Annotated in this window: 16 protein-coding genes; 14 read left to right on the forward strand and 2 right to left on the reverse strand. The window is 68.0% G+C overall.

Features of this window, described 5'->3' with window-relative positions:
* Nucleotides 1–1,766, reverse strand: a 1,766-nt coding sequence (locus tag ABZ348_RS33485) for a beta-ketoacyl synthase N-terminal-like domain-containing protein (protein ID WP_358939588.1), incomplete at its 3' end; no start/stop codon positions are given.
* A gap of 808 nt (nt 1,767–2,574) precedes the next feature.
* Here ABZ348_RS33485 and dpgB (ABZ348_RS33490) point away from each other — a divergent pair.
* The 14 genes from dpgB (ABZ348_RS33490) to ABZ348_RS33555 all read left to right on the forward strand — a co-directional run bounded on the left by dpgB (ABZ348_RS33490) (nt 2,575) and on the right by ABZ348_RS33555 (nt 20,448).
* Nucleotides 2,575–3,327 (forward strand): enoyl-CoA-hydratase DpgB, encoded by a 753-nt coding sequence (gene dpgB, locus ABZ348_RS33490; protein WP_358939590.1) that lies wholly within the window; start codon nt 2,575–2,577, stop codon nt 3,325–3,327.
* A 172-nt stretch (nt 3,328–3,499) separates the two neighbouring features.
* Entirely contained in the window at nt 3,500–4,303 is an 804-nt protein-coding gene (dpgD, locus tag ABZ348_RS33495) for an enoyl-CoA-hydratase DpgD (RefSeq protein ID WP_358939621.1), read from the forward strand.
* A 179-nt stretch (nt 4,304–4,482) separates the two neighbouring features.
* Nucleotides 4,483–5,961 (forward strand): class I SAM-dependent methyltransferase, encoded by a 1,479-nt coding sequence (locus tag ABZ348_RS33500; protein ID WP_358939592.1) that lies wholly within the window; start codon nt 4,483–4,485, stop codon nt 5,959–5,961.
* A gap of 241 nt (nt 5,962–6,202) precedes the next feature.
* The gene (locus ABZ348_RS33505; RefSeq protein ID WP_358939594.1) at nt 6,203–6,628 is read left to right on the forward strand and encodes a helix-turn-helix domain-containing protein; all 426 of its coding nucleotides are present in this window, start codon (nt 6,203–6,205) and stop codon (nt 6,626–6,628) included.
* Nucleotides 6,629–7,002: 374 nt separating this feature from the next.
* Entirely contained in the window at nt 7,003–7,842 is an 840-nt protein-coding gene (locus ABZ348_RS33510) for an SDR family NAD(P)-dependent oxidoreductase (RefSeq protein ID WP_358939595.1), read from the forward strand.
* 532 nt (nt 7,843–8,374) lie between these two features.
* Entirely contained in the window at nt 8,375–11,191 is a 2,817-nt protein-coding gene (locus ABZ348_RS33515) for an AAA family ATPase (RefSeq protein ID WP_358939597.1), read from the forward strand.
* A 774-nt stretch (nt 11,192–11,965) separates the two neighbouring features.
* Nucleotides 11,966–12,721, forward strand: a complete 756-nt coding sequence (locus ABZ348_RS33520; protein WP_358939599.1) for an NADPH-dependent FMN reductase — start codon at nt 11,966–11,968, stop codon at nt 12,719–12,721.
* Nucleotides 12,722–13,006: 285 nt separating this feature from the next.
* Nucleotides 13,007–14,044: a 3,5-dihydroxyphenylacetyl-CoA synthase DpgA gene (gene dpgA / locus ABZ348_RS33525; protein WP_358939623.1), complete on the forward strand. Its 1,038-nt coding sequence runs from the start codon at nt 13,007–13,009 to the stop codon at nt 14,042–14,044.
* Nucleotides 14,045–14,076: 32 nt separating this feature from the next.
* Entirely contained in the window at nt 14,077–14,790 is a 714-nt protein-coding gene (gene dpgB, locus ABZ348_RS33530) for an enoyl-CoA-hydratase DpgB (RefSeq protein WP_358939601.1), read from the forward strand.
* Nucleotides 14,791–14,849: 59 nt separating this feature from the next.
* Nucleotides 14,850–16,280, forward strand: a complete 1,431-nt coding sequence (gene dpgC / locus ABZ348_RS33535) for a (3,5-dihydroxyphenyl)acetyl-CoA 1,2-dioxygenase DpgC (RefSeq protein WP_358939603.1) — start codon at nt 14,850–14,852, stop codon at nt 16,278–16,280.
* Nucleotides 16,277–17,941, forward strand: a complete 1,665-nt coding sequence (locus ABZ348_RS33540; RefSeq protein WP_358939605.1) for a thiamine pyrophosphate-binding protein — start codon at nt 16,277–16,279, stop codon at nt 17,939–17,941. Before dpgC ends, ABZ348_RS33540 begins: the two co-directional genes overlap by 4 nt.
* Entirely contained in the window at nt 17,938–19,401 is a 1,464-nt protein-coding gene (locus ABZ348_RS33545) for an aldehyde dehydrogenase family protein (RefSeq protein WP_358939607.1), read from the forward strand. The genes ABZ348_RS33540 and ABZ348_RS33545 overlap by 4 nt, the downstream gene beginning before the upstream one ends.
* A 92-nt stretch (nt 19,402–19,493) precedes the next feature.
* A complete protein-coding gene (locus ABZ348_RS33550; RefSeq protein WP_358939609.1) occupies nt 19,494–19,721 on the forward strand; it encodes a DUF5988 family protein in 228 nt (75 codons plus the stop codon).
* A 319-nt stretch (nt 19,722–20,040) separates the two neighbouring features.
* Nucleotides 20,041–20,448, forward strand: coding sequence for a VOC family protein (locus tag ABZ348_RS33555; RefSeq protein ID WP_358939611.1), 408 nt, complete (start codon nt 20,041–20,043; stop codon nt 20,446–20,448).
* A 606-nt stretch (nt 20,449–21,054) separates the two neighbouring features.
* Here the strand turns inward: ABZ348_RS33555 and hemA are convergent.
* Nucleotides 21,055–22,299, reverse strand: coding sequence for a 5-aminolevulinate synthase (gene hemA / locus ABZ348_RS33560; RefSeq protein WP_358939613.1), 1,245 nt, complete (start codon nt 22,297–22,299; stop codon nt 21,055–21,057).
* Between the last annotated feature and the right edge of the window lie 33 nt (nt 22,300–22,332).

Genomic DNA, 22,332 nt, shown 5'->3' on the forward strand with positions numbered 1-22,332 from the left:
ATTCCCGGCCATTGAGACCCCTGACCAGGGAAAACCCACAACAACTTCCCCGGAGCGGAGGGAACGGTGCCTTGGATGAGTCCGGGGGTTTCGGTTCCGCCGGCCAGCGCATTCAACCGGCCCACCACCGTGGACCGGTCCTCACCCCGGGTGAGGACCACAGCACGATGGTCGAACTGCGTACGCGTCACAGCCAAAGCACGCGCGACACCAACCAACGACGGCCCATCCTCACCGTCGAGATGGGTGGCGAGCTGCCGGGCTTGGGCCCGCAACGCACCCTCCGACTTCCCCGACAGAAGAAGAGGAAGGTCGGTGCTGTTGGGGACTTCGAGAGGTGTGTCCGTGATTGCTGCTTGCGAGGCTTGCTCTTGCGGGGCTTGTTCGAGGATGACGTGGGCGTTGGTGCCTGACACACCGAAGGAGGAGACCCCCGCACGCCGTGGTCGATCGGTGTCATACGGCCAGTCCTGCGGTTCGGTGAGGAGTTCCACCGCTCCGGTGGTCCAGTCGACCTGCGTCGATGGAGCGTCCACATGAAGCGTCCGCGGCAACCGCCCGTGCTCCAGCGCCTTGACCATCTTGATGATCCCGGCGACTCCGGCAGCGGCCTGGGTGTGGCCGATGTTTGATTTGACCGATCCGAGGTGGAGCGGCCGGTCACCGGGGCGGTCCTGCCCGTAGGTGTTCAGCAACGCCTGCGCCTCAATCGGGTCGCCGAGTCGCGTGCCCGTGCCATGGGCCTCGACAGTGTCGACGTCTTGTGGCGTGAGGCGGGCATTGGCGAGGGCTTGCCGGATCACCCGTTCCTGCGACGGCCCGTTCGGCGCGGTGAGTCCGTTGGACGCACCGTCCTGGTTGACCGCGGAGCCTCGTACGACCGCGAGGACGCGGTGGCCGTTGCGTTGGGCGTCGGAGAGCCGCTCCAACAGCAGCATCCCCACGCCCTCCGCCATGCCGAATCCATCAGCGGCATCCGCGAACGCCTTGCACCGACCATCCGCCGCCAGACCACGCTGCCGCGAAAACGCGATCAAGCCTTCAGGCGTGGAAAGGATCATCGCCCCGCCGACCAGGGCGAGTGAGGACTCCCGTTGGCGAAGGGATTGTGCGGCGAGGTGCAGCGCCACCAGCGAGGACGAGCAGGCAGTGTCCACCGTCACCGCAGGACCCTCAAGCCCGAACGTGTACGACACCCGACCCGACGCCACACTGGCCGTGTTGCCCGTGATCCGGTAGGCCTCCAGTTCGGCATCCGCGCCGTCGAGCAGCGAGGCGTAGTCCGGCCCGCCGATGCCGACGAAGACACCCGTTCGGCTGCCCTGCAAGGTCTCGGGCTCAATGCCGGCGCGTTCGATGGCCTCCCAGGAGGTCTCCAGCAGCAGCCGCTGCTGCGGATCCATCGCCAGTGCCTCACGCGGTGAGATCCCGAAGAACCCAGCGTCGAAGCCGCCCGCGTCCGACAGGAATGCCCCGCCGCGCACGTAACTCTTCCCCGTCTCCTCTGGGTCCGGGTCGTAGAGCGCATCGAGATCCCACCCCCGGTCGTCGGGGAACCCGGAAACCGCGTCCCGGCCCTCGATGACGAGTTGCCACAGTTCGTCGGGGCTCGTCACGCCTCCGGGGAGTCGGCAGCTCATCCCCACGATGGCGATGGGCTCGTGGTCCTCGGCTTCGAGTTCCTGCACGCGCAGACGAGTCCGTTGCAGATCGGCTGTCACCTTGCGAAGGTATTCGACAACCTTGTCTTCGTTGCTGTTGCCCATTCCACACCTTGGGTTGAGACCTGGCGGAGAAGTTCTATGAATGAATAACATCGATCATTGCCAAGAAAGCTCCCGACTCATACCCCTAAAACTGTCGGCGGCGGTCTTCTTAGGGGTTGAGCAAGTGCTGTTGGGGCGCGGAGTCCAAGGCGATTGGAACGGTGAAGAATCAACGCGGAACCCTGTTGGCCCCTGACCCCTAGAAGCCGCGCCGACAGTGTTCTTAGGGGTTGCTCGTGGGCGGTGCGGTCGCTGAGTCTGAGACCGATGAGTTGCCCGCCGATCCGGCCGGGGAGTGGAATCGCGGCGGGCCCCCGTCGGCGGACTTGCAGGTCGCCCGGGGTGTTTCGATTCGTGGATCACCACGGTCGTGCTCGTACCACCCACCGTGGCGGCATTGGCGGGGCTGAGGATGAGGAGCAGTCGTCTCACTGATTGAGACGGGAAGGGGGAGCGGTGTCGCTGTCGACCGACTGTGAGCCGGTCCTGGCTTCCGCCCGGAGTCCGGGGTGCTCCTGGCGGTGAGGAAGGAACCTGATTCCGCTGCTGCCCATATGCGCGGTGTGCTTGCCTATCGGTACCGTGAATTCCATGAGGCTGACGGCATTATTGACGGCGAGGCGGCACGTCATACGAGATCGTCCTCCCTATCCGAATTCCGGCTCCTGAATCCCGTTCCTGGCCCTTCATCGCCTTCTTCCGGCCGTTTCCCTGTCGGCCGGTGGCATGACGCCCACGAATGACCGATCTGATTCCGATTCGACCAGACCCGACGTGCTGGCCGACCGACTGCCGAGAAAGTGGAGACATGTCATCTGGTGTCAGCGAGGGCGAGCTGGAGGAGCAGGCCGATGCGTATCTGGAGATCGACAGCGACCAGCCCCTGTCCTCGCAACTGATCGCATCGGTCGAGGAGTTGTGCGACCGGGCGGAGACGGCCGCGGGCACCCTCGTAGTCCTGGTGCGTCTTCTCCCGGGGGCGGCGGGCGCGGACGCGGCCCCGTCCGGACCGGGTGACGTGCCGATCCATCTGGTCAACAAGTGGGAGCGGGCCCTGAGACGGTTGGAGCGGCTGAGTGCCGTGACCGTCGCGGTGGCCGAGGGCCACTGCGGGGGCCCGGCCGTTGAGGTGCTGCTCTCCTGCGACTATCGCGTCGGGGGAACGGATCTGCGGCTCCGACTGCCCTTCGCCGCCGGTGAGCCGTGGCCCGGGATGCTGGTTCACCGGCTTGCCAACCAGGTGGGGGTCGCCGAGTCCCGTCGACTCGTCCTGTTCGGCGGCGAGATGAGCGCGGAGCGCGCCTCCGGCATCGGGCTCGTCGATGAGATCGCCGATGATGTGGCCGGGGCGGTGGTCGCCTGGATCACCCGGGTGCGAGGCTTTGCTGGTACGGGGCACGCCATCCGCCGGGGGCTGTTGCTGAACGCCGCCAGCACCAGCTACGAGGAGGCGCTCGACAGCCATCTGGCGGCATGCGACCGCGCTCTGCGGGGTGCAGATGGGAGTGTGGATACGGTCTCCGTCGGAGCCCCGGGCGGCGGAGAGCAGCCGCACCCATGACGGCCGTGCGCGGGGCGGGCGTCGAGGCCAACGAAGTCGGTCCGGCCGCGGCCCGCCCGTGTCCGAGCCCGTACCGCCGTCGTTCCTGTTCTCCTCACGGTCAGCGCCGTTCCCGCCCTTCCTGCCTGTCCCGTGGTCACCGTGGCGATCCGCCGAGCGGAGTCACGCCGTGCTGAGGGAGCGGAGCAGGATCCTCTACGAGAAGAGCGGCCGTGTCGCCCGGGTGACTCTGAACAGGCCGGCGGTGCTGAACGCCATGGATCTCCGTACCCACGAGGAACTCGCCGAGGTGTGGGACGACTTCGAGGCGGACGACGATGTCTGGGTGGGCGTGCTCACCGGCGCGGGCGATCGCGCCTTCTGTGTCGGCCAGGACCTCAAGGAACTGGTTGAGCGCACCCGGAACGGCACCGCCGAGCCCGCGACCTTCGGCAGTCGCGGCAAACCCGGATGGCCACGGCTGACCGAACGGTTCTCCCTGGCGAAACCCCTGGTCGCACGGGTCAACGGCTACGCGCTCGGCGGCGGTCTTGAGCTGGCGCTCGCCTGCGACATCATTGTGGCGGCCGACCACGCCGAATTCGGACTGCCGGAGGCCCGGCTCGGCCTGATGGCCGGGGCCGGCGGAGTCTTCCGACTCACCCGGCAACTTCCCCACCGCGTCGCGCTCGGTCATCTCATGACCGGACGCCGCTTCGGCGCCGCCCGCGCCTACGAGCTCGGCCTGATCAATGAAGCCGTCCCGGCCGACGGACTCGACGCCGCCGTCGACGGCTGGGTGGAAGACCTGCTGCAGTGCGCGCCGCTGTCGGTCCGTGCCATCAAGGAGGCCGCCGCGACATCGGCCGGCCTGCCGCTCGAACGGGCCTTCGCGACCCGGTACGTGTGGGAGGAACGACGCATGAACAGTGCGGACGCCGTGGAGGGGCCACAGGCGTTCGTGGAGGGACGCAACCCTCGCTGGCAGGCCCGCTGAGTGCGCCCCGTACCGGGCGCTCGGTGAGCCCTGGGACCGTGCAGGTCGCCGGGACTGCCAAGGCTTCAGCATCAGCAGGTCGCCCACTGTTTCCGTACGGCTGGGAGCTTCCGTACGGATGGACTGACCTGGCAAACCAATCGATCACTCCTTCCCCGACAGACAGCGGAGAGGCTGGCATGGAAATCGACCCCGCGGTGCGTTCCGCGCTCACAGCGTTCACCAGCGAGGAGGGCCCCCGGGCAGGAGACGCCTTCCGGCGGCTCGTGACGACGGTCTGGAACCACGGCACGGCGGAACCAACGGCGGCGGCCTCCGTTCCCGACCTCGTCGCCGCGCTCGGCACGGCGACCGCGCGACACCGACCGCTGCTCGCGATCCTGTTGGGACTGCTGGCGGAGACCGGCGGTGACGAAGGCGGGACCCGGGCCGCGGTCCACGGCGGCCTCGACCGGTACCTCGCACTCGTGGACGACGCACGGACCGACCAGCCCCTGGCCGCGGCGCTGCTCTATCTGCTCGGTCACTTCCCTCAGGACCGGGACACGATCCTCGGTGCCGTCCGCGAACTGCCCGTCGCCGAAAGTGATCTGAGCCGACTGGACCGGCGCCTCAGCCCGCTCGATCCGCTGGATCCGCAGCTCGGCCGGACCTGGCCGTCCCCGGTGGACTGGGAGCTGAGCGAGGAGGAGCGCGCACTGGATCTGGCCTGGGTTCGTGAACTCCCTGGTGATCAGGTGGCGGCGCTCTGGGAGAACGATTCCCGTTCCCTGCTGGCCTACGCGGGTGCCAAGGCGCTCTGGGCCGCCGAGCACGGCTGGAGCGCTTACCAACCCGACCCCAGCCTGACACTGCCGCCCGCCGGGAGGGCTGAGCAGCGGGCGAACCCGGTTTCCGCACACGCGGACGCGCTGCGCTGCCCCGCTTGCCGGGGCCGGCTGGAGTTCCGTGTCGACGGCGCACACTGCACCGGTACGTGCGGCGCGGACGGCCCCCTCGTCGAGGGCGTGTTGGACCTGTCGGGTGGCGTTGGGAACGGAACCGCCGCGATGGCGCGCAATGTGCCGCTGCGGTACGACAACGCGTTGCGTCCCGCGTTCCTACGGTTGATGGGCACCAACTGGGCCGGTGTCGTCCCCGTGCCGGACGAGGACCGCTATCTGGAGGACCGTGTACGACCGGTCGATGGCCCGGTTTTGGACCTCGCCGCCGGTACCGGACGCTGGACCTGGGTGCTGGCGGAGCAGTTGGGCGCCGAGCGGGTCATCGCGCTCGACCTGTCGCCGGCGATGCTCAAGCGGCTGCGCGAGGTGCTCCCCGAGGTCTCGACGGTGCGGGGCAGCGCCGTCTCCCTTCCCTTCGACGATTCCTCCCTGGGGGCGGTGAACTGCTGGAACGCGCTACAGGCCCTGCCCGATGCGGGCGAGGCCATCGCGGAGGTCGGCCGGTGCCTGCGTCCCGGAGGCACCTTCACCCTGATGACGTTCCGTCCGGCTGAAGACCCGCTGTACCGGTACTTCCAGACCCTTCCGCGCGGTGTGATCGTGTTCGAACCGGAGGCGGTACGGGAGCTGCTGGAGAAGGCGGGAATGACCGTGGTCGACCTGTCGGGTGAGGGGAGCTTCCTGTTCATCACAGCGGTCCGTGAACCCCGCTGAGGGAGTACGGACGGCCGGAGCACACGGGGCGGGCCCGCTTGTCGGCGGCTCCCGCTTCCGTGTGTCCCACCAGCGCGGGAACTAGCGCTCTGATTCAGCCAAAGTTCGGTCCCCAACGCGTGGTAGGGCGAGCGATACGTCCTGATTCCGGGTCGACTACTCCCTCTGGAACCGTCGTTGCCCCGTACAGTTGCATCACTCGGACGACGGGCGTGTGTGAGTCACGATCACAGGGGAGCAGATGAGGTCACGGAGCGACTCGGTCACGGATGCCCCCGAAGACACGGATGAGTGGCTCATCGGTGAGCAGCAGTCCGAGATGGAGGCGTGTCGACAGGTCCACGAGATCCTTGGCGTCATCGGTGACAAGTGGACCCTGATCGTGATGGGACAACTTCGTGACGGCTCGCTCCGCTTCGGTGAACTACAGCGGGCGGCCGAGGGGGTATCCCAGCGGATGCTGACGCTCACCCTGCGCCGACTGGAGCGGGACGGCCTACTGGTGCGCACGGTCCACGCCTCGGTACCCCCCAGGGTGGAGTACGCGCTGACGGAGGTGGGTTCTGCCCTGCTGGCGCCGGCCGCGGCACTCGGTCAGTGGGCCTCCGCGCATCGCACCCGGATCCGCGACAGCCGGAGCCGCTACGACGCCCGACCGCCCGGCTGACGCTGCATCCGGGGTCGACCCCGGATGCGGTGCCTGCTCGCATACGAGACTTCCGGGTCCTGGCATTCCCGTACACGAGGCACACTCCGTACGAGGCACACTCCGCGCTGCGATGCGCGGCTCATACCACTCTGCCCTTTTGCTGCCGTGCCGAGCCGTGGTCCGGTGTGGTGGGCCTGTACCTCCGGCCCCACTCGGTGGGTGTCCGTACCCCCGCCCACCTCGATGGTTACTTTTATGTCGGTAACCCACAGCGATGTGCCGTCTTGCGTGGTCAGCGGCCCCCGGGGAGCATCGAGAGCTGATGGATTCCCGAATCCTTCACTATTTGCGCTCATCGCACGGACTCTGGGTCCGGGGAAGATACAGGTAACATGAAGAACATTGTCGTCTCAGGCGGTACCGACGGCATGGGGCGTGCTCTGGCCCGACATTATGTGAATTCCGGATGGCGCGTGCTGATCATCGGACGGAACCCGGACAAGGGTGCGGAATTCCTTGCGGAGGCCAAACAGTCCGGCGCGGCCGATCGGGCGATTTTTCTGCAGGCCGACCTGAGTCTGGTGAGTGAGCAGTACCGGGCTGTGAAAGAGATCGCCAAGGTCTTCCCCGTGGTAGATGCGGTTGTGCTCGGCGCCCAGCACTTCCGACGCGAGCGGACCGTGACGGCGGAGGGCTTCGAGAGCACCTTCGCGCTCTATTATCTGAGCCGATACGTTTTGAGCAATGGGCTGTTGCCGCAGTTGGAGTTGGCCGACAATCCGGTCGTGCTCAACATTTGTGGACCCGGCGTTTCTGTTGGTGAGATTCACTGGAACGACCTCCAGCTAGAGCATGGTTACAAGGGTCTGAAGGCCATGATGCAAGGCAGTCGTGCGAACGATCTGCTCGGCGTCGGAATGGCCAAGGCGCACAAGGGCAGCAAGGTGCGGCACGTCCTTTACAATCCGGTCTTCGTTGCGACCAGCTTCTCGGGTGAGTACAAGAAGCCGGTGCGGTTGCTGGTGGACCTGGCCAAGCGGCTCGGTGCTACGTCGGTGGAGAAGGGCATTGAGCCGATCATCGAGTTGCTTGACGATCCACCGGCCAAGGCGATCAGTGCCTACAAGAAGCGCAAGGAGATCAGCCTCAGCCACAAGTCCTTCAGCGAGACGGACGCCGCGAGGCTGCGCGAGGTCACCAAGGCCATCCTCACGCCCCACTCGACCACTTGACACGAACGCCGGCCGCTGCCGACGAAGCCCCCGAGCCATCTGGTTCCGGGGGCTTTTGTGTGCTGTGGGCGTCATATCCATGACCCACCTGGGCCGTTGGACGTATCGCACCACGGATCCGCGCCGCTCCCCATAGCCGGGGGCGGTGCTTCCTCTTAGGGCGGCACGAAGCGATTGGTCGGCTGTCGGTTGAATTGGGCGGTTGTGACGGCGATGCCCCCCGAGGGGCCGAGTCAAGATCGTGTGGAGATTGATTGGATACTGAAACAAACCGAGCCTAGGGTTGCAGACGTCATGATTGGACGAACTTTCTCTGTCCGTTTGATGGATGCCTGCTCCCTATGTCCCTTGAGTCTTGGTGTATCCGAGGGTTTATTACCTCATCTCATGTTGGACAGGGCATGCGCCGCCGGAAATCCTTGTGATGTGAGGCGCGAAGAGGGAGAGTGTAAGAGGATTAACGGCTTCGCCTTCAAGTGCGGCCTGAATAAGAGTCAACCGATGACGTGGCTGGGGGAAGTAATTGTCACCGTTGGTCGAACGAGAACATAATGTCCGAATAATGGATTCGGCGTTCCAAGATTGCGTGGAGGGGCGCGGCGGGATCCTGGTGATCAGTGGCCCGACGGGCACCGGAAAGACCACCCTGCTCCACACTTTTGCTGAGCGTTGCCTTGAGGCGGATGCGCTCGTGATGTGCGCTACCGGCTCCCTGGTGGAACAGGCATTACCCTTCGGGGTCTTGGATCAACTCTTCCAATCTGTGTCCCAATACGCCGAGTACAATGAGCGAGTGGTCGAGCTGCTCGATGTCGGGGCCGTGACCGGCTCGCTGGTCAAGGAGTCCGCCGACCGGGCGGAAGAAGTAGCCGAGTTATGCCGCACTCTCAGTGCAGCGGTCCTGCGGGAGATATCGAATCGCCCCGTCGTCCTCATCGTCGACGATGTTCACTACGCGGATGAAAGTTCGCTGCGGGCCCTGCTGTTCCTGGCACGGCGCATGAAGTTCACCCGGGTCCTGCTGGTCCTCGCCGAGCAGGACCACCATCCGCACCGAGAACACTCGGTCTTCCGCGCCGAACTGTTCCGCCAGCCGCACTGCCGCCGTCTGCGACTGCCCACCTTGACGGTGCACGGCGTCCGGCAGTTATTAGGCGAGGAACTGGGTGCCGAACAGGCGCAGGCCTTGGCCCCGGACCTGCACGCCGCCACCGGTGGCAATCCGCTTCTCGTCCACGCGTTACGCGAGGACTGGATGCGTATCCGCCCCGGCACGCCACTGCCCAGTGATGATCAACTGGGCTGTGGCGCCTTCGGAGAGGCCGTCGTCGACTGTCTTCATCGGGGCCACCCCCTGGCGCTCCAAGTGGCGAACACGGCCGCCGTCCTGGGGGAGTCCAGCTCACCCGAACTCATCTCCGCCATGCTGGACACGGATGTCGAGGGGGTTCGCCACTGCATCGGCACGCTGAACAGCACGGGATTACTGACCGGTTGGCGCTTCTCCCACCACGCCGCGGAGCTGGCCGTTCTCAAGCAGGTCGAGCCGGACACCCGGCGGCGCATCCGGATTCGTATGGCGGCGCGGCTCCACGAGGACGGGGCGCCCCGCCAGGCGGTGGCCCAGAGCCTGATCACCGCCGGAGGGCCGCTCCCGGCCTGGTCGGTGGAAGTACTGCGCAGAACCGCCGAGGACGAACTCAGCCTCGGCCGCATCGATGCCGCCCGTCAGTGTCTTGAACTCGCCCACGGGGCCTCTCAGGACATTCGCGAACAGGGCGCGTTGACCACACTGCTCGCCGTCCTGGAGTGGCGCTCCGACCCCTCGGCGCCGTTGCGTCGCTTCCCCATGCTCCGCGAAAGCCTGCGGCACGGTCTGCTCTCCCAGAGTGACGCCGCGATCTTCCTCCGGCTCCTGCTCCGGCACGGCGGCATGGCCGAGGCGGAAGAGATCCTCGCCCGGTTCGGCGACCTGACGTCGTCGGACGACCCCGCTGAGCTGGGCGAGATCCGATTCCTGGGACGCTGGCTGGAAGGCTCCCATCCGAGGCTGGCTCGGCGCTTCCCGGCGATCGGACTCATTTCGGCGGAACCGGTCAACTCGATGTCGGTAAGCGTAAGTCCGCACTACCAGGCGGCAGAGGTGTTGGCGGCTGCCCTCGCCGACGAGTGCGGCGACACCATCGCCAACCGGGCCGAACAACTGCTGGAGAGCTGCCCGCTGAACGACTCCACCCTGGAGCCGTTCATTGTCGTCCTCTGCGCGCTGATCCACGCCGACCGGACGGACACCGCGGCGAGTTGGTGCGACGTTCTGGTCGAACGGTCCGCGACCTTCGGGGCACCCACCTGGCGGGCCGTGTTCTGCGCCAAACGGGCCGAGATAGCCCTGTGCCAGGGAGATCTGTCCCTGGCAAGGGAGCGGGCCCGTGAGGCACTGCAACACATGCCCCAGGAGCAGTGGGGGATCAGTGGCTACGCCCCACTGGCCGTTCTGCTCCGGGCCACCACGGAAATGGGCCGGCTCGACGAAGCCGCGCGACTGGTCAGACAACCGATGCCCCAGAGCGTCCTGGAGACAAGGGCCGGACTCCACTACCTGCAGGCCCGTGGTCACTACTACCTCGCCCGGGGCTGGTTGCACACGGCGCTGAACGACTTCCAGCTGTGTGGCGAACTCATGTCCGAGTGGGGTGTCGACCTGCACAATCTTCTGTGCTGGCGCCTCGACCTGGCCAGGGTGTATCTCCAGCTCGGGCAGGCCGACCGGGCTCGCGCGCTCGCTCAGGAGCACCTGGGGCAGACTCCGGCTCCGTACACCCGGGCCTGGGGAATGGGCCTCGGGGTACTGGCGGCGGCGGGCGAACCCGTTGACCGGCCCGCGTTGCTCACCCGCGCCGCGGAGGAGCTGAGAGCCTCCGACGACCAGTTGGAGCGGGCCCGGGTCCTGGCCGATCTCGCATACGCGTACACCGGGGCGCGGGACATCGAGAGGGCCCGCAGGACCGGGGAACAGGCACTGGACCTCGCTCTGCGCTGCCAGGCCGAGCCGCTGGTGCGGCGAGCCTCGCTGTTGCTGGAGCGAGACCTGGCCGAGTTCCTCGGCGATGGCATCCCCGCCGACGGCGGCCAAGGCGACAGCGATCCCCTCGCGGCGCTGAGCGACTCGGAGCGGAGGGTCGCCGCCCTTGCGTCCCAGGGCAACAGCAACCGGCAGATCGCGCGGAGGCTCTTCATCACCGTCAGCACGGTGGAGCAGCATCTCACCAGCACATACCGGAAGTTGAAGGTCAATCGGCGCGCCGAGCTGCCGAGCGGGCTGGAGAACTTCGTGGTGGACAGCGCCTGAGTACCGGGCCGGACTCCCGAAGGCGGCGGTGCCGCCCGGTGGGGTACCGGTCCCGGATCGCCCGGTGGGCGGCCGTCGCGGACCTTCGGGTGGCGGCGCCCCCGGGACGCCCGTGCGGCTCCCCCGCGACGGCCGTACGGCAGTGTGTCCGGCAGCGTGCACACCAATCCCTTCGGCGTGGCCCGTCCGTGCTCCCAGGTACGTGCCCTCGATCGCCGCGGTACCGGACCGAGCCCGTCGGTGCCGGCGAAGTGCCGGCCGTGGGCGGTTGCTCCAGCCCCGCATCGTCAGACCTCCCCCTGCTCGCCACCCAAGGCACACGGGCACACGATTCCTCCCCGTGGTGCGGACACATCCGGTGGTGCACGGAAATTCTGCACCCTCCACAACGATCTGCGAAGAAGGCACTTTGTTGTGCGGTACGCACATGGATGTGCGTGTGCTGTGCCCATGTCCCCTCTGGCCCGCCCGTGGGGGAGGGTTGCCACACAGAAGAATCGTCACTCTCCGGGCTGTGCACGGCTGCCAGGAACTGGGGATGCACGACCGGGCCATGCACGACCGGGCCATGCGGTACCTGGCCATGCGGTACCTGGCCATGCGGTGGGGGAAGTCGGCGAAGGGCCGCAGACGGCGAGTTCTCCGGTGCGCCGCTAGGACCCCCGGAGTGGTGCGCCCACAGAACCCCCCGGAGCGGCTCGCCGAGGTCCATCCGCATGGTTCCCATGGGTGCCCTGAAGCCGGAGAGGGTGCTGAGCATTATGACCCGGTCACATGCGACGTAAAACCCCTAGCCAACCCCTAGGAATACATGGTGGAGACTTTTCAGAGCCGTTGCATTGGAGAGCGGTAGCATCCATCGAATCCGCGCCGTGTGATCACTGGGGGTACTCCTTGACGAGCGTGCTCGCAATTTCCGGATCCTTGCGAAAGGACTCGTACAATAGCGCTGTGCTGCGTGCACTCCCGCAGTTGGCGCCCGAGGGAATGGAGTTCGACTTCTTCGAGGGGCTGGCGGGTCTTCCTCTCTACAGTGAGGACCTCGATGCGGCGGAGCCGCCCCCTGCCGTCGCCCGGCTGCGGGCAGCGATCAGCGCCCACGACGGGATAGTGATCGCGACCCCCGAGTATCTGCACGCCCTGCCCGGTGTCCTCAAGAACGCCATCGACTGGGCGTCCCGCCCGTTGAACGATCCGGCGTTCTGCGGCAAGGCGGTCCTCGTCCTGGTGGCCACCCCTGCCCGGGTCAACGGGTTCCGCGCCCTCGCCGACGCGTCCACGCTCCTCACCGGCCTGCGCAATGTCGTGGTCCCGGCACCCGAGGTGGTGGTGAATGCGGCGCCGGACATCGTCGTCCCGGACGGGAACGGTGGCTGGCTGATCGACGACCCGATGACCCGTGCCTTCATCGGGGTCCAACTGCGGATCCTGGCCGACCTGCTGGAGACCGGCGCCGCACGGGCACTCCAGTCCTCCTTCCAGCGTCGCACCGCGGAACTCGCCGGCCTGCTGGGCCGCCCTCTCCCCTGATGCCGCCCCGGCGCGGGGTAGGGGTGGCCGCCCGTCGCCCGCGTCCGACCATGGTCCGGTGATGTGCACCCCTACCGGCCCCTACCTATCCGAAGGACCGCCAATGATCGAGGTAATGTCGATTGATGTGACGCCTGGCGGTCGCAATTGCGCACTGCGTCGAACGGATGAATGCACATTATCAATTCGAGGTGAAACATGATCGGAACATCGCTTCCGGTGCACCGGGATTTAGCTGGGGAAACCGCAGATCCTGAGAACTCGCAGGTCCGTGACAAACCAAGGATCCTCGGTGTGGGGACGGCGGTCATGCCGACTTCCTACTCCCAGCGGGAAATACTGGACACTTTCCGTATCGAAGACCCGCGCGTTCGGTCGGTGTTCCTGAACAGTGCCATAGAGCGCCGCTCCCTCCAGTTGCCGCCCGAACTCCCCGACGGCACCCGCCGCCAGGAGACCCAGGGCGAACTGCTCGGCAAACACCGTGACAACGGGATCGAAATGGGGGCCCGTGCCCTGCAGGAGTGCCTGAAGGGGATCGGCGCCGACCTCGACGACGTGCGCTATCTGGCCTGTGTCACCTCCACCGGCTTCCTGACACCCGGCTTCAGCGCCCTGCTCATCAAGAAGCTCGGGCTGCGCACCGACACCAGCCGTCTCGACGTGGTGGGCATGGGGTGCAACGCCGGGCTCAACGGGCTCAACGCCGTGGCCGGCTGGTCCACGGCGCACCCCGGGGAACTCGCCGTCATGGTCTGCTCCGAGGCGTGCTCCGCCGCCTACGTCTTCGACGGAACGATGCGCACGTCCGTCGTCAACAGCCTCTTCGGGGACGGCGCCGCGGCGGTCGCCCTGACCACGGGCGGCGACAACACCGCGCAGGGACCGTCCCTGCTGAAGTTCTCCAGCCACATCATCCCGGACGCGGTCGGGGCCATGCGTTACGACTGGGACGACGACCAGGGCAAGTTCAGCTTCTTCCTCGATCGCGATGTCCCCTACGTCGTGGGAGCCAACGCCGAGACCGTCATCGGACAGCTGCTCAAAGGCACCGGCCTGGGCGCGCGCGACATCGACCACTGGGTCGTGCACTCCGGCGGGAAGAAGGTCATCGACTCCGTCATGGTCAATCTGGGCCTCACCCGCCATGACGTCCGGCACACCACGGACGTCCTGCGCGACCACGGAAATCTCTCCAGCGGGTCCTTCCTCTTCTCCTACGAACGCCTCATGGAGTCGGGAGTCGTCCGCCCCGGCGAGTACGGAGTGCTCATGACCATGGGACCCGGCTCGACCATCGAGACGGCATTGCTGCGGTACTGATCCGGCAACGGCCGGGGGAAACGGTGGGAAACATGTCTCCTGGAAACACACACCACATGATGGCCGTCCCCGGGTTCACCGAGGCCCGGCTCACCATCACAGGAACAGAGCAGCTGACAGCCGGGCTGATCGACGCGGTGGACTCCCTCTGCGCCCGGGTCGAGGCCGCGGCGGACGAGCCGGTGGTCGTCCTGCGGCTGGGCCTGCCGGCCGCCGACGGCGAACCCGGGCCTCCCACCGCACCCGCCGCCATCCATCTGGTCGCCCGGTGGGAACGGGCGCTGCGCCGCCTGGAGCGCGCCGGTGCCGCCACCTTCGCCATCGCTGAGGGCTGGTGCGGCGGCACCGCGCTGGAGGCCCTGCTCTCCTGCGACTACCGCATCGGCACCCCCGATCTGCGGCTGGCGCCCCTCATGGCCTCCGGAGAGCCCTGGCCCGGTGTGATCGTGCACCGGCTCGCTGGCCAACTGGGCACCGCCCAGGTCCGACGACTGGTCCTCTTCGGTGCCGAGTTGCCCGTCTCCCGCGCGCTGGAAGTCGGCCTCGTCGACGAGATCACCGACGACACCGCCACCGCACTCACCGCGGCCGTCGCCCTCGCCCGCCGGCTGAGCGGACCCGAGGTCGCCATCCGCCGCCGGCTGTTGCTCGAAGCGGGATCGACCAGCTTTGAGGAAGCCCTCGGCGTCCACCTGGCTGCCTGTGACCGGAGCCTGCGGCGCCTCCAGGCGACCGACGCCCTGTGAGCCTGTCGCCGCGGCGACACCCGGACCAAACACGGAACCCGATGGAAGGAACCACCACCATGGCGACCGCCGGAACGGTGCACCCGCCTTCAGCCTCTCCCGAACCGGCGCCGCCCCTGCCCGAACCTCCCGGGATCACCGGTGGTTTCGCCGCCGATGCCTCGGCCCTCGCCGACTACGCGGCACGGGCCGACGCCTTCCTCGACACCCTTCCGCCCGCTCCGGACCGCGACGAGGCGCAGCGCGCGGCAGCTGCTGCCACCCACCGCCCCACACGCTGGCTCCGCTCCCGCTTCATGGCGGCCCACACCGAACACGTCCACGATTCGCTCACCGACGGCGGCGGCGACCGTCCACGGATCGACGTGCTCGCGGCCCGGGCAGCCACCGAAATCCCCGGCCTGGTCCCCACCCGTGAGCAACTCGCCACCGAACTCACCCGGATCCAGGCGCACAAGGAAGGCCGGGAGATCGACCAGGCCATCCTCTTCGCGGGGCTCCTCGGCTCTCCGCGCGCCGGAACGCACCTGATGGAGTCGATGCTCCGCCCGACCTCCCGGGCCCTCTCCCTGCTGGACGCCTTCCGGCGGACGGGCACCGCCGATCTCGGCTCCGTCCTCATCGAGCGCATGGCGGGCATCGCCCATCTGGAGATCCGCAACCCCCACTGCCTCAACGCCGAGGACAACAAGCTGGCCGAGGACCTGGAGACGGCGGTCGACCTCGCACTCCTGGACGACGACTGCCACGCGGGCATCCTGCGCGGCACCGTCATGACCCACCCGCGCTACGCCGGCCGTCGAGTCTTCAGCGCGGGCATCAACCTCAAGCATCTCCACCGGGGCCAGATCTCGTACGTCGACTTCCTACTCCGGCGCGAACTCGGCTTCATCCACAAGATCAAGCGGGGCCTGCTGCTCGACGACACCCCCCAGAACTGGCCGCACCACACGCTGGAGAAGCCCTGGGTGGCCGCCGTCGACACCTTCGCCATCGGCGGCGGAACGCAGATCCTGCTCGTCATCGACCACGTCGTCGCCGGCTCCGACGCCTACTTCAGCCTCCCCGCCGCGCAGGAGGGCATCGTGCCCGGGGTCAGCAACCTCCGCCTCACCCGACAGACCGGTGCCCGTGCCGCCCGTCAGATCATCCTCTCCGGCCGCCGCATCCGGGCGACGGAGCCCGACGCGCGCCTGATCTGCGACGAGACCGTCCACTCAGGCGATGTCGGCCCCGCCGCCGCGCGGGCCGCCGAACAACTCGCCGGGCCCGCGGTCGTCGCCAACCGCCGGATGCTCAATCTGGCGGAGGAACCCCAGGACAGCTTCCGCGCCTATCTCTCCGCCTTCGCCCTGGCCCAGGGACTCCGCCTCTACAGCGCCGACGTCCTGGCCAAGGTCGGCGGAGCCTGGTCCGGCGGCACCGCCCACACCCCCGGTGGCACGGGAGCTTCCGGTGGCGGCAACCCCGGTTCGGAGGCCGGTCGATGAGACCCGTGGAAGCCCTGCTCACCGTGCTCAGGCAGGAAGGCGTCGACCGGGTCTTCGGCAACCCCGGGACCACCGAACTGCCCTTCCTCGACGCCCTGGTCGACGCCCACGACATCGAGTACGTCCTCGGCGTCCACGAGGGCTCCGTCGTCGCCATGGCCGACGGCTACGCCCGGGCCACCGGCCGCACCGCCTTCGTCAGCCTGCACGTCGCCGCCGGACTCGCCAACGGGCTGGTCGGTCTGCTCAACGCGAGCCGCTCCCGTACTCCTCTGGTGGTCACCGCCGGACAGCAGGACCGGCGCCATCTGGTCCAGGACCCCATGCTCTCCGGTGACCTGGTCGGCCTGGCCGGTGCGGCAGTCAAGGCCGCCTTCGACGTCCAGCACGCCCATGACCTCCCCGTACTCCTGCGCCGTGCCTTCCGTCTCGCCCGGCAGCCACCCGCCGGACCCGTCTTCCTCTCGCTCCCCATGGACCTGCTCGCCGAGGACACCGACGTAGACCTCCCGGCCCGTGTCACCCTCCCCGAGCCCGGGGCCGCCACCGGGGTCGACGCGGCCGTAGAACTATTGGCCAAAGCCACCAGGCCCGCGATCGTCGCGGGCGACGGCGTGGGCCGTGACGGCGCGGTCGGCTCCCTCGTCACCGTCGCGGAAGCACTCGGCGCGACCACCTACCACCAGCCCATGAGCGACGGCCTCAACTTCCCGACCGCCCACCCCCTCCACGTCGGCACCCTCCCACCGGTGAACACGGAGATCCGCTCCCTCCTCGCCCCCCACGACGTGGTGTTCATCGCCGGCTGCCACGCCTTCATGCCCCATCACTACTCCCCGGGACCTGCCGTGCCGCGCAGCTCCCGGATCGTCCAACTCGACGACGACCCCGCCGAGGTGGGCCGCAACTTCGGGGTCGAGGCCGCACTCGTCGGCGGCATCCGGGCCACCCTCGACGCCCTCGCCGACCGGCTGCGCCCCCATCCGTCGGGCCGAGAGACCGAGACGGCCGCACGTGCCCGGGCCGTCGCCGACCGCACCGCCGCCGACCGCGCCCGAACCGACGCCGAGGCGGTCGCGGCCTACGGCGGAGCTCCGCTGGACCCGCTCGCCGCCGTCCACGCCGTCGCCTCCGGGCTCCCTGAAGACGCCGTCGTCGTCGAACAGGCCATCACCGCCGGACCCCTGCTGCGGACCGTGCTCCGCCAGACCCGACCCCGGTCCTTCGTCCACACCCTCGGCGGAGGACTCGGCTCGGGCACCGGCATGGCCGTCGGAGCCCGGCTGGGCGACCCCAGCCGCCCGGTGGTCGCGGTCCTCGGCGACGGCAGCACCATGTTCGGTCTCCAAGGTCTGTGGAACGCCGCCCACGACCGGGTGCCCGTCACCTACGTCGTCCTGAACAACGGCGAGTACCGCACCCTCAAGGACACCTTGGACTCCTGGCAGAGCAACGCCACCCGGGCCGGTAGCTACCCCGGCCTCGACCTCGTGCACCCGAGGCTGGACTTCACCCGGGCCGCCGCCTTCTTCGGCATCGAGGCGGTACGCGTGACGGACGCCGCCGAACTCGCGGCGACCGTCGCCAAGGCCGCGCACCGCGACACCCCGCTGCTCATCGACGTACCGGTCACCGGACACCGGACAGGAGGGCGGGCATGACCCTGCTCGTGGACACCACCATCACCACCCGGCGCATCCACAGCGGAGGCTGGCGCACCCCCGCCCACGCGGGGACCACCGACGTCCTCGAACCGGCCACCGGTCGTGTTCTGACCACCGTCGGGCTCGCGACCGCCGAAGACGTGGACCACGCCGTCACCCTCGCCGCCGCAGCAGCGCCCGCCTGGGCTGCGACGGCTCCCGCCGAGCGCGCGAAGGTCCTGCGCCTGGCGGCCCTGACCCTGGAGGAGCACTCCGCGGAAGTGGTCGAATGGCTGGTGCGCGAGGGCGGCGCCGTCCGGCCGAAGGCGGAGCACGAGGTGCGCTCCGCACTCGACGAACTGTGGGTCGCCGCGTCCCTGCCCACCCTGCCCCACGGCGAACTGCTCCCCGACACCCCGGACCGCCGCAGTACCGGGCGCAGGATTCCGCTCGGCGTCGTCGGTGTCATCAGCCCCTGGAACTTTCCGCTGCTGCTGGCGATGCGCGCGCTCGCTCCCGCCCTCGCCCTCGGGAACGCCGTCGTCCTCAAACCCGATCCCCACACGCCGGTGTCCGGCGGCCATGTCATCGCGGCCCTCTTCGAACGGGCCGGTCTACCCGAGGGCGTCCTCCATGTGCTGCCCGGCGACGCCGGTCCCGGACGGGCCCTGACCGTTCATCCGGACATCGCGATGATCGCGTTCACGGGCTCCACGGCGGTGGGCCGTGAGGTCGGCGCCGCGGCGGGCGGGGCCCTCAAGCGGGTCTCCCTCGAACTCGGCGGCAACAACGCCTACATCGTCCTGGACGACGCCGACCTGGACGCCGCTGCATCGGCGGGCGCTTGGGGCTCGTTCTTCCACCAGGGACAGGTGTGCATGGCAGCGGGGCGCCACATCGTCCTCGCCTCCGTCGCCGACGCCTACGTCGAGAGACTCGCCCGGCAGGCCGAGGCCCTGACAGTCGGCGATCCCTGGACCAGTGACGCGGCACTCGGCCCGCTGATCAACGAGAGCCAGTTGGCCAGGGTCTCGGAGACCATCCGGGCCACGGTCGCCGCAGGGGCCCGGATCCGTACCGGAGGCACGTCCACCGGGCTCTTCCACCGTCCGACGGTCCTCACCGGAGTGACCCCCACCATGCCCGCGTTCGCCGAGGAGATCTTCGGCCCCGTCGCCCCGGTCGTGGTCGTCGCGGACGAGGAGGAGGCCGTCGCCGTCGCCAACCGCACCGCGTACGGGCTGGTCGCCGCGGTCCGGACCGGATCGGTGGAGCGCGGTCTTGCCCTCGCCGACCGGCTGGCCACCGGGATCGTCCACATCAACGGGCAGACCATCGACGACAACGCCCACGTCCCCTTCGGAGGCCGTGGCGCCTCAGGCAACGGCAGCAGACATGGTGCGCGCCAGAGTCAGGAGGAGTACACGCAGTGGCAGTGGTTGACGGTACGGAGCGCGGCGCTGCCCCAACCGTTCTGACCGGCTGGGGCGGGAACGGTCCCCGTCGCCGTACGCCCACGCCGATGACAGTGCCGATGACAGTGCAGACGAGTCGAGCTAGAGGAGAAGGAATGGAAGACACGTACGAGAACCGGCCCAACGCCATACTCACCGGTGGCCCGGCGGAGCTGTTGCCCGAAGGGGAGCGCATCCGGTACGTCGTCGACGAGACGGCCACGGTCAAGGTGCTCAAGGGCAATCGGTACGAACACTGGGAGCCGTCGCCCCAGACGGTCCTCCACACGGGTGGCGAGCTGAGGGTGTATCGCTGGGTCCGTTTCACGTACGTCGCGGAGTAGCCGGTACGTCGCGGGGTGACCGGGGCGCCGGCCCGGGACGGTGACGGCCCCCACGCGGGGCCGTCGATCCGAGAAGCGCGCGACCGCGTCTCCTGTGTCGATCGGGCCGGGGTGAAGGGTGTCTGCCGTCGTGTGCCCTGGGGGCAGTGAGCGGGCTCCCTCCGCCTCACGCGCGTCCGGTACCCTCCGGCCGCGGTCCTGGTGGCCTGGCGGCGTGGTGGAAGAAAATCCGAAGAATCTTTCGATGTACCGATGAGTCTTGCGCGGTGGCCCCGTCTACCCACATGAACAGCACGACCGAGATGGGAGACACCCCGCCATGTACCAGCAGATGATCTTCGTCAACCTCGCCACCCGCGATCTCGACGCGTCGAAGAAGTTCTTCACCGAACTGGGCTACACCATCAACCCCCAGTTCAGCGACGAGAACACCGCGTCCATCCCGCTCAGCGACACCATCGTCGTCATGCTCCACACCCACCAGAAGTACGCCCAGTTCACCGACAAGCCCATTGCGGACCCCACCTCCTCCAGCGAAGTCCTCCTCGCGCTCAGCGCCGAAAGCCGTGAGAAGGTCGACGAACTCGTGGAGAAGGCCATTGCCGCAGGTGGCTCCCACACCGGGGAGACCCAGGACCACGGCTTCATGTACGGCCGTGCCTTCAACGACCCCGACGGACACACATGGGAAATCGTCTGGATGGACCCGGCCGCCGTCGCGAGCTGAACGGGTCGGTCACCTCGGTCACCGGGCGGGAGCGGGCAGCTCCGGGTGCTCGCTCCGGGCACCCGGAACGGCCTCCCCGCGAAGGGGAGGTCGCATCGGTGGCAACACCGTCAGCGCAGCACACCGGTGCATGACGTCCCACCGGTCGGCGCCGACCAGAGCCGTCGTGTGATCCGGCGCCAATCCGGTGTGACTGGCCCGCTAGCGCCCCTTTTTCGATTGAACCCAGATGACCACAGCGATCACAACGACGATCACCAGTATCCATTTCACGGTGTCAGCAACTCCATCCGGTGCTTCGTATCGGTCCTGGCTGCCAGGGCGCGGAACCCGTCCGCTCGATGCAGGGCCGACCGTGCCGTCGCCCGTATCGGCGCCGCGCATCGTGTCGTCGTGACGTCAACACCCACGGGCGGGCGTGGCACATGTCCCCAGTCGTCACGAAAGGGCGACTGCCCCCGGGGCGCGGGTTGAATCCCGCTCCACGCCGTTGGTTCCCGATCGCGCGGTGGCAGCCGCGACGGAAAGTCGATGAGAGACCCGAAGGCTCCGGTTCACCACGGGGTTCCCCTGAGCTCCGCCGTCCGTACGGGGCGCGGCGTTGGATCAGGCTTCCGTCGCGGCCGGCTGCTGCGGGCTCGGCGAGCGAGCAAGCCCCAGCTCCCCCCAGATCTCGTCCAGTGCCCCGACGAACTTCCGCACCTCTGAGGGATCGTGCACCGCACCGGGAGCGGTTCTGAGGATTTCCTGGCCCAGACGCACGCTCGGCGCGTTGATCGCCTGTACATAGGCGCCGTGGCGTTCCAGCAGAATGCTGGAGATCCGCTTGGAGAGGTCGTCGTCCCCGACGAAGACCGAGACGATGTGGGATTCGTCCGAAACGAAGGGGATCCCGTGTTCCCTGAGAAGTCGGTGCATCAGCCGGGCGTTCTCCGCGAGCCTTGTGCGTTCCGTGTCCGAGGTGCGCAGATGCCGAACCGCGGCGAGGGCGCCCGCCACGACGGCCGGCGGGAGGGCCGTGGTGAAGATGAAGGAGCGCGAGAAGCCGCGCACCGCGTCGATCAGTTCGGTGGGGCCCGCTATGTAGCCACCGGTCGTGCCGAATCCCTTGGCCAGCGTGCCCATGATGACGGTGAATTCGTCCGCAAGTCCCTGGCTCGCGGCGATACCGGCGCCCTGGGGGCCGTACATTCCGACTGCGTGTACCTCGTCGAGGAACGTCATGGCGCCGTGGTTCCGGGCGATCGTCGCGATCTCGGCGAGCGGGGCGACATCGCCGGCCATCGAATAGACCGACTCCAGGACGATCATCTTCGGACGGTGGGGATCGGCGGCCGAGATCAATTCCTCCAGATGCGCCGTGTCATTGTGACGGAAGATGCGCTTTTCCGCGCCGCTGTGTCGGAGACCGTCGATGATCGAGGCGTGGTTCATCTCGTCGGAGAAGACGAGACAGTTGCCCAGTCGGCCGGCGAGTACCGAGAGGGCTCCGTCATTGGCGGTGTACCCGGAGGTGAAGAGCAGCGCGTCCGGCTTGCCGTGCAGATCGGCCAGTTCCTTCTCCAACTGGACATGGAGGCGGTTGGTCCCGCCGATGTTCCGGGAACCGCCCGCCCCAGCGCCGTACTCGTCGAGTGCTTCCCGCGTCGCCGCCAGCACGAGTGGGTGTTGTCCCATTCCCAGGTAGTCGTTGCTGCACCACACATTGATCTCGGATACGACTCCGTCGCGGTGGTTCTGCGCAGCCGGGAACTGCCCGGCGAGCCGTCCGATTTCAAGGAACTCCCGTTTCCCCTCCGTGGAACCTAATTCCTGAATATGTCGCGAAAAGAGCTCCAGGTAATGTTCCATAGCGTCAACTCGCTTCTCTGAGAACTGTGTCGA

The organism is Streptomyces sp. NPDC005963 (genome assembly GCF_040638655.1).
In the GTDB taxonomy this organism is placed as follows: Bacteria; Actinomycetota; Actinomycetes; order Streptomycetales; family Streptomycetaceae; genus Streptomyces.